A 15024-nucleotide genomic window follows, 5' to 3' on the forward strand; every position below is an offset into this window, starting at 1 on the left:
ATTCTATTTTAAAGTTAGAAACTTATACCTAAGGTAAAATCAAAATTCCTGGCAAAAGGATAGCTGGTTCCCCGTTCCTGCTTTACGGTCGACCAATAAGCCACGTCGTTCATCGTGAATTGCAATTTAAACTGACTCATCCTCAATTTTTTCACGAATCCTTCCGTCACGGTCCACGCAACACTTAAAGAATTAAATTTCAACAAATTATTATCTTGAACGAAACGGGACGTCGGACGAGAGTAATTCGTTCGATCGGCAATATCTTTCAACGGAGTAATATCTCCTATATTTATCCATCTATCCGTGAGCACGCGCCGATCCGCATTGTAGTTATATAAATCCACGCTCTCTATGCGGGTAGGAATGGTCTCGTTATAAGCCTGTCCCCCGAATTCATACATAAAACTGGCAAAAAGGCTCAAGGTTTTCCACTGGAGATTTATTCCGAATGCCCCCTGTATATCCGGTAAGGTATTCCCTAATATCTGCTGTTCGTTGGCCTCCCACTCGTACGTGATGGTCCCGTCTTTTCTCACGAAAACTTCTTGTCCGCTGGAAGGATCTATCCCCAAAGATTTCATTCCGTAAATAGAGGTTGTTGATCCGCCCTCCTCGTATTTGGTAAAAGGTTTCGCGTATTTCGCATCATATCCCCTGTAATCAGAATAATAGTCATCCACCATATCGTTATAACGTTTCAACGAGTTGGCGATCTTCAAAATCTTATTTTTATTATGTGCCATATTCCCATATACCCCCACGAACCAATCCCTCGTCCGAACGAGATTAGACTTAATATTCAGTTCATAACCGATATTTTCCACCTTGCCCATATTATCGTAATACGAGGTAAATCCGAAAGAGGAAGGTACGGCTATTCGCGTAATCATATCATTTGTAACCGCATTATAATAACCGAACTGTGCATAAAACAACCCGTTATAAAGATCTACCTCCAACTTCAGGTCGTAACTGTTTTTCTTTTCCCACTTCAAATCGGAATTTCCCAACGCCATCAACTTGACTCCCATCCCGGTAGCATACCAATTTTCGGAGAAAATTTCATAAACATCCTTCGCGGCGTAAGGTTCAAAATCCAATTTACCCGTCTGACCGAAAGTTCCGGTCAATTTTAGTTGCGTCAACACCGGATTTCCCTTTAAAAATTTATAATTATGAAAGTTCACCCCGAAACCTGCCGAATAGAAAGGCGCAAATTTTTTGTCCGAACCGAACTCGGAAGAGCCGTCAAAACGCAAAGACCCGTCAAACAGATAGATATCGTTATAAGAATAATTCAAACGGACAAAAGCCCCGGCTAAACGAGTATGATTGTCCGACTCTGAAGGTTTCCCCACGATCTCCTGGGCATACATGATCGAGTTTAAACTTCCCGAAGGGAATCCCCTGTAGTTGATACCCACGGAAGAGTAATATTTCTCGGTCGTATTTATACCGATGGAACCGCTGATATGATTAACACCGATAGAACGGTTATAAAGTACCTGCAAATTAGTCGTCCAGTCGAAAGCTTTCCCTTCCGAGGTCGACAGACTTCCTTTCGGAGTATCATCCGAACCGCTAAAATATTTACCGGAAGCCGGATCGGTAAAGTTTTTTCCGGAAGTGGTCGTCCGGGTAAAGCCGATTTGAGCCTTAATGTTCAGATGCTCGTTCAGATACCAGTCTATCAACAGGTTATCGGAGAACTCTTCCGTGGTCGTCTTGCCGAAGTTCTTCGTTTCCGCTCCCTCGTACATCGGGTTAACATAAATGGAACCGCTATGCCAGGTGTTGAATTTATAAAGATAGTTTCCAAACTCATCATACAATTCATTATACGGCAATTGATTTACATAATCGGAAAAAGTACCGTAAGGCGAATTTTTGGCAAGTACCTTATTAAAAGAAATCCTATTAATTACATTCAGATTGGACAATCGATAATCGATACGCAATTCCGTCCCGAGCCGGCTACGTAAATCTTTCTTCATTACTCCCTTTTGCTGGTCATAAAAAAGATTGATCCCATAACGGATATTATCGTTACCGCCGTCAATGGCCACACTGTGTTTATGATTGTATCCCACACGTAAAGGTAAAGCCAACCAATCGGTATTCACTCCTTTGGCCAAAGCCATTTGTTTCTTTATCAGCTCGGAATACACCTGACGAATCCCCTTATTGGGCGGGTTGATCTCATAATAACCGGCTAATTTCTCCACTTCCAACTTTTCAGCCGCATCGAAATAATCATAGCTGGAAAGGTCGGGGGCCGTAATGGTTCCCGTCAAATTATAGGTAATATTAAATTTTCCGGCTTTCGGGGCTACCGTTTCGATAACAACCACACCGTTAGAAGCACGCGATCCGTATACAGCCGTAGCCGCGGCGTCTTTCAATATCGTGATACTATGAATCCGATTCGGGTCCATATCATAGATTTTCTCCACACTTACATCCAATCCGTCCAATATAAAAATAGGCAGGTTCGGATTATTCTTCGTTCTGGTCTCACTGATATCCGAAAGGTTCAAATTACCGATACCGGACTGTCCCCGGATATAAAATTCCGGAATAGCATTCGGATTGGATCCCATAACATTATTTTCCATGATACGAAAAGAGGGATCGAAAACCTGAAGAGTCGAAATAATATTACGATTGGCCACTTTCAATATATCCTTACCCTCGACTCGAATAGCCGTTCCCGTGTAAGACTCTTTCCTGACATTGGCATATCCGGTAACCACCACGTCATCCAGACTCTCTACCGATTCAACCAAGGTCACCACGTAATCTTTCTTTCCGGCTAAAACCTCTTCATCCTTAATATCCTTCAATTTTATCTCTTTGGTTTCCATCCCGATAAAACGAAATACAAGCGTCATATCGGGTATATCCGGCAATACAAGTGAAAAACGACCGGCAGTATCGACCATAACCCCTCTTGTTGTCCCTTTTATAAGGACAGTCGCCCCGACCATGGGAGCCCCTTTTTTATCGATGACCCTTCCTTTTATCTTCTTCCCTTCTTTCTGCTGGAGTTCCACCGTATTTTGCTTCACCAACACGATAACATTCTCTTCAAATAAGCACATCAGCCCGGAACCCTTGAACACGTCATCCAACAATTCTTTCAATTCCCTGTTTTTTGCTTTGACATCGAAACGAGACATTTTTTTCACGTATTCGCTCTTGTACATAAAGCGAACTCCCGTCTGTTTTCTAATCTCTTTAAAAAACTCTTCCACGCTACAATTCTCCAAATCCAGGTTGACACGCTGATTTTGAGAAAAAATTTCTCCTTTCACTTGGAACATGAGCACAAACATCAGAAATAAAGTGATTTTCATGACTTTAAAGATTTTCTGATTGGGCCGTAAATTTTCTTTACGATCTTCATTTTTTTTCATAAATTTGTAATTTAGATTATTAATGAGCATTATCATCGTCGATAATGTTGCTACAAACGGAAGGATTGGCCGATCCTTCCGTTTTTTATTTATTTTCAACTATAATGGTTTTTCCCTCTATTTTAAATTTCACATCCATACTGCTCTCAAAGAAGTGAAGCAACTCTTCTATCTTACCGTATTTTTTCATATCTCCGGACAGACGCTCCTCTTTCAATGCCTGATTTTTGAAAAAGACATGACAATCATACCACAAAGAGAGTTTATCCATGATATCCTCCAATCGCTCTTCACTGAATATAAAATCCCCGTTTTTCCAAGCGATATATTTCTCAACATTCACATCCTCCTTGTACATTTCATTTTTGGACGGATCGTAAACCACCCGTTGCGAAGGTCTCATTTGTAATTCCATACTATCCTTTTTCACGTAAACTTCGCCTTTCACCAATACCGTTTCCACCGAGTTATGCCAATGGGTATTCACGTTGAACTCCGTGCCCGTTACTTTCACCTCCACACCATCGGCCAAAACGACAAAAGGCTTTTGAGCGTCGGATTTAATCTGAAAATAAGCTTCTCCTTTTAGCTTAACCACCCTTTTATCCCCCAGGAAAACAATAGGATACTCTATCTCAGTGGCCGAGTTTACCCAGGCGACAGAACCATCCGAGAAGTTTACTTTATATTCGCATCCCCGTTCCACCGAAAGAGTATTGTACACCTCCTCTTGAAGAGTATCTTCTTGCGGTTGATAAACCAACTCCCCCGACTCATTGGTCAATACCCGCACCTTCGCCTGCTCCCTAATCACGCCCTTCCCTTTCGTCAATACCACCTCCTGCCCGGAAGAGAGAAGCAGTTTCGCCTTAAAAGTTCCAGGGGTGATCATCTCTCCGGCATAGCCCTTCATAACCGGAACTCTCTCCTCCCCGTTCCGTAACACAAAGAAGCCCGCTAACAATAACAGAGAAGCGGCTACAGAAGTAATATATACCAAATGCCTTCTTCTCGAACGGAGCTTCAAGGGCTCTTTACGACAGATCAATTTACTCCGGAAGAACCAGCGTTGCCTCAGATAATCGATTTGTATCTGCTCAAAATAGGCTCGATTCTTATCGTTCTCGGCGATCCATAACTCGATCTTCCGCCTCTCTTTTTCATCAATTACCTCTCCGGTGATGTAATCCAATAATTTTATATCCCAATCCTCTTCTTTCATATCCTATTTTTATTATTTTATTAATAATAGACATGACTCTTTAAAACGGTTGACAACGAATTATATTTTTTATGAAAAAAATTATCATAAAATAAAAATAGCCTTTGCCATTATTTAGCAAAGACCACTTGTTCTAAGACCGGTATAAGATTATTTTTTGATTATTTCCTGGAAACGACAGTGTATTTAACCTTGTTAACCACGCAAATATAAAACAGTAATATACTTCCTTCTACAGATTGACGTAAAGATTTCACGCAACGAACCAATAACGTTTTAACCGTGGAAACGGAGACTCCCATCTCTTCCGCTACCTCGGCATATTTCATATTTTTCAGATGGACGCACTCCAGTATCTCTCTGCTTCTGGGGGGGAGTTTTTGAATCTCATCCATAACACGCTTGATGAGTTCGTCATGCGTATGATCAACTTCCTCCCACACTCTCTCCACGAGCGCGATATCAGGTAAATTCTCTATTTTCTTTTTGTTTTGCAATTTCCGCAAAGCTAAATTCCGTACGGAAGTATACAGGTAAGACTTTAAATATTCCTGTCTTAAATGCTCGTATAACCTTTTTTCCCACAAACGAATAAAAAATTCCTGCACGACATCCTCCGCCAAACTCATATCTTTCACAATCGTATCCGCCCACAACACCAATGGCTCATAATAATCGCGGTACAATTGTCTTATTTCTACCCGTTCCTGAATTTTTAACACACCCATTTTTAATCGTTTTGGATAAAGCATCTTTAGAGCAAAAATAGTTAATAATCCAAAGATCACAATTCAATTTCTATAATATTTCTTAAAACGACCTCATCGCGAAAAAGAGAAATTACTAAACCGCTTCGTTCTTTAGACTATTCTACAAACGGATAACCTTGCCAAACAGATAATTTATTCTATCTTCGCACCGCAATTAAAAACAAGCGTTAAATAGAAAATTATTCGACGCTTAATAATCTGTTCAGGTATTTTTAACTTTAATGTATGATTTCAGTAGACGGATTGACGGTAGAATTTGGAGACAGAGCTTTATTCAAGGATATATCATTTGTCATTAACGAGAAAGATCGAATTGCCCTAATGGGAAAAAACGGGGCGGGCAAATCGACCCTGTTGAAAATACTCGCGGGAGAACGGCAACCCAACCGGGGTAATATTTCCATACCCAAAGACACGGTTATAGCCTATCTGCCTCAGCACCTAATGACCGAGAACAGCCGATCCGTATTCGAAGAAACCTCTCAGGCTTTCGCCCACCTTTTCGCCATGGAGAAACGAATAGAAGAGCTTAATCGACAACTAACCGAAAGAACAGACTATGACTCCCCGGAGTATTACAAGTTAATAGAGGAGGTCTCCACGTTAAGTGAAAAATATTACAGTATCGATGCTACTCACTACGAGGCCGACGTTGAAAAAATCCTTCTCGGATTGGGCTTCCAGCGGGAAGATTTCGACCGCCCGACCGGTGATTTCAGCGGAGGATGGAGAATGCGCATCGAATTGGCTAAAATGCTACTGAAAAATCCGGACGTGCTTTTATTAGACGAACCAACCAACCACCTGGACATCGATTCCATTCAATGGTTGGAAGAGTTTCTTATCAATAACGGAAAAGCGGTCGTTGTTATTTCACACGACCGGACTTTCGTCGACAATATCACCACCCGAACCATAGAAGTCACCATGGGTCGGATATACGATTACAAGGTAAATTACTCGCAATATCTCATTCTGCGACAAGAGAGGCGTATACAGCAACAAAAAGCTTATGACGAACAACAGAAAATGATTGCCGAAACAAAAGAGTTTATCGAACGTTTTAAAGGAACTTATTCCAAAACATTACAGGTTCAGTCCAGGGTGAAGATGTTAGAAAAATTAGAAATTTTAGAAGTAGATGAGGAGGATACCTCAGCCTTAAGATTAAAATTTCCACCCGCACCCCGTTCCGGTAATTATCCGGTTATTGTTCAGTATTTGTCTAAAAGTTACGGAGATCACGCGGTATTCGAGGGGGCGCATTTCACTATCGAGCGAGGGGAGAAAGTCGCTTTTGTCGGACGCAACGGAGAGGGAAAGTCCACGCTGGTAAAATGTATTATGGGAGAAATTGACGACTACACGGGAAAGCTAAACCTCGGACATAACGTACAAATCGGTTATTTCGCCCAAAATCAAGCCTCGTTATTGGATGAAAGCCTGACGGTCTATCAAACCGTAGACGACGTTACACCAAGCGAATTAAAAAGCAAGATCAAAGATTTATTGGGGGCTTTTATGTTTAGCGGCGACGATATCGACAAAAGGGTCAAAGTCTTATCAGGAGGGGAAAGAACCCGTTTAGCCATGATTAAACTCCTTCTATCGCCGGTGAATCTGTTGATTTTGGATGAGCCGACCAACCATTTGGATTTAAAAACCAAAGATATTTTAAAAAACGCCTTGATCGATTTTGACGGAACCCTGATTGTCGTATCACACGACCGGGATTTTTTAAGCGGATTAGTGAAAAAAGTATACGAATTCGGGAATAAACGGGTCAAAGAACATTTAGAAGATATCCACGGCTTTTTACAAAAGAAAAAGATGGAAAACCTACGGGAGATAGAACGCAAAAAACAATGAATAAAACGGTCTCCCGTTTTTCATCTCTCGCATGTATGAAAAATCAGGAGACCCTCTCTTTTTAGCACCTGTCAATCAAACACGATGACAGAAGGAAACCAATAGGTATCTTCATTCTCTTTCGTGTAGAATATTTTCTCCTTTTCTTGTCCGCTTTTGCCATCAACAACATAAATAGCCGTATTCAAATAATGAGTACTATAACCGTCTTCCGTATACGTGATATAAAGATCCCCGGTTCTCGGATTCACCTTTAACGCCGATCCGTACACGGAAAGATCCGCAGAAGGAGCCGAATAAAATTTTGCAGCTTTGCGGGAAACGACATCGAATTTCCAAATCTCTTTTCCGTATATACTCCATCCTTCTTTCTTCTCTTTGGCAAAGAACAGGGTTTCTCCATCCGTAGAAACAGCGAAAGTCGCAGGTCTGTACGAAGAGGAACGATCATAATAGACGGAAATATCATCGCCCAAAACAGTTCTCTCTACTTTTAAGCTTCGTACATCGATCTTCACCAACTCGTTCTCATTGGTTGCCCATAAAGAACCGTCTTTCGTCTGCACAAAACCGGATTTTCCTGCTCCCAATTCTTTTACGAAAGCAAGATCGGATGCTCTGTATACTTTTATCTTTCCATTGTTGATCAAAAAAACATACTCTCCGGCCTTAAGGATATCACCACAATACGTATCATCATTCAGATAATTTTTATCCATCCCCTCCAACCGCTCGCCCAAACTCAAAGAAGTGAGATTTACCTTCAAGGCCCCGTGATTCGTTGTCAACACGCCCGTAGTCTTGTCTACGATACAAAAATTATATGCTTGACCGTTCATTCCAATCGGTTCGTTTTCATCGTCTTCGATTCTGGCTTCTTCCTTAAAATCCATGATATTTACGCGAGAAAGAAAGCATTCCTGTTTCGAAACGAGATACATCTTTCCCTCAAAAACGACGCCATTCGTGGTCGTCTTTCCCAAGTTCTTCCCCGTATTGTTTGTCTCAAAAACAGTTTGCGACCATGTCTTTTTTTTATAATAATTTACACTTCCGGGATCAGGATATTTTCCTTCATTCACCACGTAAAAACCTCCCGCATACTTCCGGACATCCACAGCAAATGAAATCCGGTCCCGACCCACCTTATTGCTTACCGCAAACTCCACGGTATAGGTACCGAGCATCGTGGCATCAAACGTATAGCTCTTCTCTTCCGAAACCCGTTTACCATTTATTTTCCACTCATAGCTTATAACTTCCGTCTCTTTCACCGCAGGAGTTATCACGAAATTTTCTCCCTGTGCAACAATGGTATCACCGGATATTCCCATATTTTCAATTTTCGGAGCAGAAGAAACGTCATCTTTTTCACAAGCGACCAAAAGAGACATAACAATTCCCGTAAAAAGGCATAATTTACCGAACCATAAACTCAATTTTTTCATTTTCAATTTTTTGTTAATTAATAAATAAATCATATGTCATTACATACATAGGCTTCCGTATCTTCACGAAATCTCCCGTACACGAAAAATGATTCTGACACGGCAAATTCTTTTTCGACCGGCAAATAAAAATCTTGACAGCATATCTGTAAAATTACTTCCGTCTTACTCCCGAAACGGTCCATAACAATATTCGGCAGGTTTTCTGGCTCTCTTCTCATCCGTTTACCTTCCCATTCCGATAGGAATAGTGGTCAGAAGTAGAATGAATACCGAAGATTACAGCTGCGGGTACAGCTCCCGATTCCAACGGGATTCCCTCTCAGGTCGTCTTAACAGATCACACCTTCACCTAAAATCAGCTCAAAAATAATTATTTATTAACAATAAATGAGCCTTTTGATGATTTTTTTTATTCATTTTCCCTCTTATCGTTTACAATCAAACCCTTATATTGCATGCCGACAAAAGCATCCGCCGCAGCAAAGTATTGAACTCCACATCACGAGAACATTTATTTTGATTATTTATCTTGTAAAGCAAGATTTCTTCCGAATAAATTCCATATCTTTGTCTCCGAAAAAAGTGGAAAGATTTGGCTGATTGCAACCACGGAAAAAAAGTGCTAAAACGCGAACCGATTCTGATTCAACCATCCATGTACTTTCCGTTGACAAATAACAATTAAATGTATGTGATTGAAGGATTAACAACCTCAAAATCACGACACGAAATGGTTTAATCAAAAATTAACTTATAATCAGTATGGGATATTTATTTACTTCAGAATCCGTATCCGAAGGCCATCCGGATAAGGTGGCCGATCAGATCTCAGATGCGATTCTCGACAAGATCATCGCCTTCGACCCCAATGCGAAAGTAGCCTGCGAGACGTTAGTCACAACAGGACAAACCGTCATTGCCGGAGAGATAAAAACCAACACCTACGTAGACGTCCAACAAATCGCCCGCGATGTGATCAACCGCATCGGTTACACGAAAAGCGAGTACATGTTTGACGGAAACAGTTGTGGCGTACTAAGTGCCATTCATGAACAATCACCCGACATCAACCGGGGAGTGGTAAGAGAGGATCCGATGGAACAAGGGGCCGGAGATCAAGGCATGATGTTCGGGTATGCCTGTAACGAAACAGACAACTATATGCCTTTGTCTTTAGAATTATCACACCTTTTATTATACGAGTTGGCACGGATTCGGAAAGAAAAGGAGAAAATGACTTACCTTCGTCCCGATTCCAAATCGCAAGTAACCATCGAATACGGAGACAATAATAAACCGTTACGGATTCACACGATCGTGATTTCCACCCAGCATGACGAATTTATTCATCCCGAAAAACAAACACTTGAAGCGCAATTAACCGCAGATGCAGAAATGGTTAACCAAATCCGGCAGGATATCATTCACGTCCTTTTACCGAGAGTGAAAGCTCAATTGCCGGAGCGGGTACAAGCTCTTTTCGATGAAAATCTAATTTTACATGTCAATCCGACCGGAAAATTCGTAATCGGGGGTCCTCATGGAGATACCGGCGTTACCGGAAGAAAAATCATTGTAGACACCTACGGAGGTAAAGGTGCACACGGGGGAGGTGCCTTTTCGGGAAAAGATCCATCCAAGGTAGACCGTTCTGCAGCCTACGCCGCTCGCCACATCGCTAAAAATATGGTTGCCGCCGGAATTGCCGACGAAATTCTGATCCAGATCTCTTACGCCATCGGCATAGCCAAACCAGTCGGTATCTTCGTGAATACTTACGGAACAGCAAAAATAAATTTGAACGACTCCGACATTGCCCGGAAAATAGAAGAGATTTTCGATCTGCGCCCGAAAGCCATAGAAGAGCGTTTGAAACTCCGCAACCCGATATATTTGGAAACCGCAAGTTACGGTCATATGGGACGTACACCCCGTATGGTAAAAAAAACATACTCCTCGAACTATTGGCCGACGATCGAGAAAGAAGTAGAACTATTCACGTGGGAAAAATTAGATTACGTGGAGACAATCCGTAAAGCGTTCCAATTGTAGATTAAATATAATTACTAATTTAATGATTGGGTGATTAAAAAAGATCGATGATTGTAGATTTTAAAATTCAAGATCAGGAATCCGATCGTAAGTCATAAATTATTTTTTAATGTCAAAGACCGGACGAGTTGAAGTCTTTAAATAATAAAGTCGGCTAAAATCAGCCGACTTTATTTATTTTAATTTCTACGTCCCAAATAAATCATGACGTAATAGAGTAAGGTAGCTAAAGAGGATAAAGCAGCTATCACATAGGTATAAGCTGCCCACTTCAACGCATCGAAAGCATATCCCTGAGTTTGGTTATCGGTAATTCCCGAGGAACGTAACCACACCAAAGCCCTGTGACTGGCATCGATCTCCACGGGTAGGGTGACAAAACTAAATAGAGTGATCGTGGCAAACAAACAGATGCCAATCAACAATAAACTGGGAAAAGTATTTACCATCAATATACCGGCCAACAAAATCCATTGTACCCAATGAGAGGCAAAGCTGACAACAGGTACCAAAGAAGAACGCAATTTCAACATTTGATAAGCCTTCGCATGCTGTAAAGCATGACCGCATTCATGCGCGGCAACGGCAGCGGCAGCAATATTGGCTCCATAGTAAACCTCCTTACTCAGGTTAATGGTCTTATCCGCGGGATTATAATGATCGGTCAGCTGTCCTTCAACACTCCCGATCTTCACCCCTTGTATCCCATTATCCCGTAACATTTTCTCAACTACATCTTTTCCCGTCATTCCATTCGCCGTGGGAATATTCGAATATTTTTTAAATCTGCTTTTCAATTGCTGGCTAATCAACCAGCTTAACAAAGTAAATCCAATAAATATTACCCAAATCCAAATATCGGGTCTCATCGCTGTTTCTGTCATATACATTTAAAATTTTGATTCTACTAATGGCATACAAAAAACACGCCAAATTATTTTTGTCATGTTTTCCTGACAAAAATATAGCATTCCTCTCATATTACATACTATTTTCACCAAGAATGACATTAACTATTGTATTTTAATAAAAACTTTACTACTTTGTGATCGTTGAATCTTTATGAGATTATTTGTAATATAAATATTAACTTTAAAGGTATTACAATGAAAACCTATAAACCAAACGAAATTAAGAACATTGCCTTAGTGGGTAGCTCCGGTTCGGGCAAGACCACGTTGGCAGAAGCCATGATGTATGAAGGCGGGGTCATCCCGCGCAGAGGTAGCGTTAGTGCCAAAAACACCTCATCCGACTATCGTCCGGTAGAGCAAGAATACGGTTCATCCGTATTTCCTGCCGTGCTATACACGGAATGGAAAGAGCACAAGCTCAATTTCATAGACACTCCGGGTGCTGACGACTTTGTCGGTGGAGTTATCTCTGCGCTAAATGTTGTCGACGCCGGGGTAATGGTCATAAATGCCGTAAGAGGTGTCGAGGTCGGAACGGAAATCATTAGCCGTCATGCCAAAAAACTCAACAAGCCATTGATTTTTGTTATCAATCAATTAGATCACGAAAAATCCAATTTCGAACATACGGTGGAACAAGCCAAAGCCGCTTTCGGTTCTAAAGTCGTTCTGGTTCAATACCCGGTAAACCAAGGTACCGGTTTCAATAAAGTCATTGATGTGTTAAAGATGGAGATGTACCAATGGAAACCTGAAGGAGGAAAACCGGACGTACTTCCCATTCCCGCGGAAGAAGAAGAAAAAGCCAACGAATTACACAACGCACTGATCGAGGCCGCCGCAGAAAATGACGAAAACCTGATGGAATTATTTTTCGAAAAGGGCAGCCTGACAGAAGACGAGATGCGCTCAGGCATCCGGAAGGGCTTGGTAAACCGCGACATGTTCCCCGTATTCTGCGTATCTGCTGAAAAAGACATGTGTGTACGCCGATTCATGGAATTCCTTATCAACGTCGCTCCGAAAGCCAATGAAATGCCTCCGTCCGTTACGGTAGAGGGTGTCGCAGTTCCTTATGACGAGAAAGGCCCGACCTCTCTTTACATGTTTAACACCACCGTCGAGCCGCATTTGGGCGAAGTTATCTACTTCAAGGTAGCTTCCGGTACCATCCACGAAGGAGACGACCTTTACAACGTAAATACAGACACGAAAGAACGTATATCCCAACTCTACGTCGTCGCCGGAAAGAACCGGACAAAGGTGACCGAACTGATGGCCGGCGACATCGGGGCAACCGTGAAATTGAAAAATACAGGAAACGGGGATACGTTAAACACAAAAGACTGCGATTACCAATTCGCCCGAATCGTTTATCCGAACCCGCGCTTCAGGACGGCAGTAAAAGCCGTCAATAACAGCGACGATGAAAAACTGGCAGAGGTTTTACAACGGATCCACCAGGAAGACCCCACTTTCAACGTGGAGTATTCGAAAGAATTAAAACAGATGATTATCTCCGGACAGGGAGAATTCCATCTGAACACCATGAAATGGCGTATCGAACATAACGATAAAATCGAAATTGAATTCATCCCCCCCAAAATACCTTACCGGGAGACCATCACCAAATACTCGTACGCCGATTATCGGCATAAAAAACAATCCGGAGGAGCCGGACAATTCGGAGAGGTTCACCTGGTCATTGAACCCTATACCGAAGGAATGCCAGATCCGGTATCTTACAAGATCAATAATGTCGACACCAAAATGTCGATTAAAGACAAGGAAGAAGTAGATTTACCGTGGGGGGGGGAACTCGTATTTTACAACTGTATTGTCGGAGGTGTTATCGAGGCCCGCTTTATGCCTGCTATCTTGAAAGGTATTATGGAAAAAATGGAAGAAGGTCCGCTAACCGGATCCTATGCCCGCGATATTCGGGTATGTGTATACGACGGGAAGATGCATCCCGTGGATTCCAATGAAATCTCGTTCAAATTAGCCGGACGTAACGCTTTCAGCACGGCCTTCAAACAGGCTAATCCCAAGATATTGGAACCGATCTATGATGTCGAGGTCCTCGTGCCGGATGATTGCATGGGCGACGTAATGGGAGATTTACAAACACGTCGGGCTATTATCATGGGAATGGAAGCCGATTCGGGATTTCAGAAGCTAATGGCAAAAGTACCCCTGAAAGAGATGCAACGCTATTCAACCGCTTTAAGCTCTATTACCGGTGGTCGTGCAACCTTCACGATGAGTTTCTCCGGTTATGAAAAAGTTCCGGGAGAGATCCAGGAAGAGCTGCTTAAGGCATACCACGAAGAGGAAGCCGACGAATAGTGATGAACCCTTTTCGAACCGTACGAAGAGCTATCCCGGCATTTGGGGATAGCTCTTTCCGATTTCAAATGCAAGACAAGAATTAGAGATCGAGAGATTAAAAGATTGGGGGAGGCATGGATTGGGAGGAGGATTTTAGATTTATGCTTTAAAGAGGGAAAATTCAGAACCATCATCATAAATCTAAAATTACTTTCGGGCTTTACGCACCTCCGAATCAATTGCAAATTGATTCGGATTTTCTATTTTTGCATCATCAATAAATCTAAAATTATGCATCTGTTTTATACTCCGGATATTGATGGAGAAAAATACATTTTGTCGGAAGAGGAGTCCAAACATTGTATTAAAGTTCTCCGGCTGGAAACGGGCCATGAAGTACATCTGATTGACGGACGTGGCGGTTTTTACCGATGCGAGATCATCCGAGCTGACATCAAACGTTGCGAGGTTCGTTGTATCGAGAAAAAAGAGAATTACGGAAAAAGAAATTTTCATCTTCACATTGCCATCGCTCCGACCAAAAACATAGAACGTATGGAATGGTTTTTAGAAAAATGCACGGAGATCGGGATTGATGAGATTACCCCTCTCCTATGCGATCATTCCGAACGGAAAATAATCAAACCGGATCGTTTGGAAAAAGTCATCGTTTCCGCCATGAAACAATCTTTAAAGGCCTACCGCCCCGTATTGAATCCGTTGACAGAATTCCAAACTTTTATAGCAAAAGAGCGGAACGGGGTAAAATATATCGCCCACTGTGAAGAAGGAGACAAAAAAAGGTTAGACGAGGTATACTCCCCGGAAAGTAATGCCACGATATTAATCGGACCGGAAGGCGATTTCTCAAAAAAAGAAATTCTCTCGGCTTTTTCTCATCATTTTATCCCTATCACGTTAGGTAAGAGCCGATTACGAACAGAAACCGCCGGGATAGTAGCCTGTCACAGCATCAACTTCATAAACCGGATATGA

General features: G+C 41.9%; 10 protein-coding genes and 1 riboswitch. Of the genes, 4 read left to right on the forward strand and 6 right to left on the reverse strand.

Annotated features, from left to right (window positions below):
* Nucleotides 1–14 precede the first annotated feature (14 nt).
* From BN3283_RS10595 to BN3283_RS10605, 3 genes are all read right to left on the reverse strand, one after another.
* Complete coding sequence (locus BN3283_RS10595; protein ID WP_181416497.1) at nt 15–3419, reverse strand: SusC/RagA family TonB-linked outer membrane protein; 3405 nt, start codon at nt 3417–3419, stop codon at nt 15–17.
* Between the two features lie 85 nt (nt 3420–3504).
* Nucleotides 3505–4641, reverse strand: coding sequence for a FecR family protein (locus tag BN3283_RS10600; RefSeq protein WP_059026621.1), 1137 nt, complete (start codon nt 4639–4641; stop codon nt 3505–3507).
* A gap of 161 nt (nt 4642–4802) precedes the next feature.
* Nucleotides 4803–5369, reverse strand: a complete 567-nt coding sequence (locus tag BN3283_RS10605) for an RNA polymerase sigma factor (RefSeq protein ID WP_052634466.1) — start codon at nt 5367–5369, stop codon at nt 4803–4805.
* A 267-nt stretch (nt 5370–5636) separates the two neighbouring features.
* Here BN3283_RS10605 and BN3283_RS10610 point away from each other — a divergent pair, with 267 nt between their 5' ends.
* Nucleotides 5637–7280, forward strand: coding sequence for an ABC-F family ATP-binding cassette domain-containing protein (locus tag BN3283_RS10610; protein WP_059026622.1), 1644 nt, complete (start codon nt 5637–5639; stop codon nt 7278–7280).
* Between the two features lie 71 nt (nt 7281–7351).
* Here the strand turns inward: BN3283_RS10610 and BN3283_RS10615 are convergent, their stop codons facing one another.
* The gene (locus BN3283_RS10615) at nt 7352–8728 is read right to left on the reverse strand and encodes a DUF5074 domain-containing protein (protein WP_070807504.1); all 1377 of its coding nucleotides are present in this window, start codon (nt 8726–8728) and stop codon (nt 7352–7354) included.
* 29 nt (nt 8729–8757) lie between these two features.
* Entirely contained in the window at nt 8758–8949 is a 192-nt protein-coding gene (locus BN3283_RS14540; RefSeq protein WP_059026624.1) for a hypothetical protein, read from the reverse strand.
* Nucleotides 8907–9099: riboswitch (cobalamin riboswitch) on the reverse strand. It overlaps the preceding gene by 43 nt.
* Nucleotides 9100–9493: 394 nt before the next feature.
* Here BN3283_RS14540 and metK point away from each other — a divergent pair.
* On the forward strand, nt 9494–10783 hold the full coding sequence (metK, locus tag BN3283_RS10630) for a methionine adenosyltransferase (RefSeq protein ID WP_059026626.1): 1290 nt from the start codon (nt 9494–9496) through the stop codon (nt 10781–10783).
* Nucleotides 10784–10962: 179 nt separating this feature from the next.
* On the opposite strand, the gene BN3283_RS10635 is transcribed toward metK, so the two are convergent.
* Nucleotides 10963–11667, reverse strand: coding sequence for a zinc metallopeptidase (locus BN3283_RS10635; RefSeq protein WP_082027575.1), 705 nt, complete (start codon nt 11665–11667; stop codon nt 10963–10965).
* Nucleotides 11668–11889: 222 nt separating this feature from the next.
* Between BN3283_RS10635 and fusA2 the strand changes: the two genes are divergently transcribed.
* Together fusA2 and BN3283_RS10645 are read left to right on the forward strand one after the other, a co-directional pair.
* A complete protein-coding gene (gene fusA2, locus BN3283_RS10640; protein WP_059026627.1) occupies nt 11890–14046 on the forward strand; it encodes an elongation factor G2 in 2157 nt (718 codons plus the stop codon).
* 273 nt (nt 14047–14319) lie between these two features.
* On the forward strand, nt 14320–15024 hold the full coding sequence (locus tag BN3283_RS10645; protein WP_059027242.1) for a 16S rRNA (uracil(1498)-N(3))-methyltransferase: 705 nt from the start codon (nt 14320–14322) through the stop codon (nt 15022–15024).

Origin of the sequence: Gabonibacter massiliensis, from assembly GCA_001487125.1 — a bacterium.
Taxonomy (GTDB): Bacteria; Bacteroidota; Bacteroidia; order Bacteroidales; family Marinifilaceae; genus Gabonibacter; species Gabonibacter massiliensis.

Bases quoted from the DNA above. Each gene is read 5' to 3' on its own strand.
- BN3283_RS10595 (WP_181416497.1), bottom strand. From the start codon at position 3,419: ATGAAAAAAAATGAAGATCGTAAAGAAAATTTACGGCCCAATCAGAAA.
- BN3283_RS10600 (WP_059026621.1), bottom strand. From the start codon at position 4,641: ATGAAAGAAGAGGATTGGGATATAAAATTATTGGATTACATCACCGGA.
- BN3283_RS10605 (WP_052634466.1), bottom strand. From the start codon at position 5,369: ATGGGTGTGTTAAAAATTCAGGAACGGGTAGAAATAAGACAATTGTAC.
- BN3283_RS10610 (WP_059026622.1), top strand. From the start codon at position 5,637: ATGATTTCAGTAGACGGATTGACGGTAGAATTTGGAGACAGAGCTTTA.
- BN3283_RS10615 (WP_070807504.1), bottom strand. From the start codon at position 8,728: ATGAAAAAATTGAGTTTATGGTTCGGTAAATTATGCCTTTTTACGGGA.
- BN3283_RS14540 (WP_059026624.1), bottom strand. From the start codon at position 8,949: ATGAGAAGAGAGCCAGAAAACCTGCCGAATATTGTTATGGACCGTTTC.
- metK (WP_059026626.1), top strand. From the start codon at position 9,494: ATGGGATATTTATTTACTTCAGAATCCGTATCCGAAGGCCATCCGGAT.
- BN3283_RS10635 (WP_082027575.1), bottom strand. From the start codon at position 11,667: ATGACAGAAACAGCGATGAGACCCGATATTTGGATTTGGGTAATATTT.
- fusA2 (WP_059026627.1), top strand. From the start codon at position 11,890: ATGAAAACCTATAAACCAAACGAAATTAAGAACATTGCCTTAGTGGGT.
- BN3283_RS10645 (WP_059027242.1), top strand. From the start codon at position 14,320: ATGCATCTGTTTTATACTCCGGATATTGATGGAGAAAAATACATTTTG.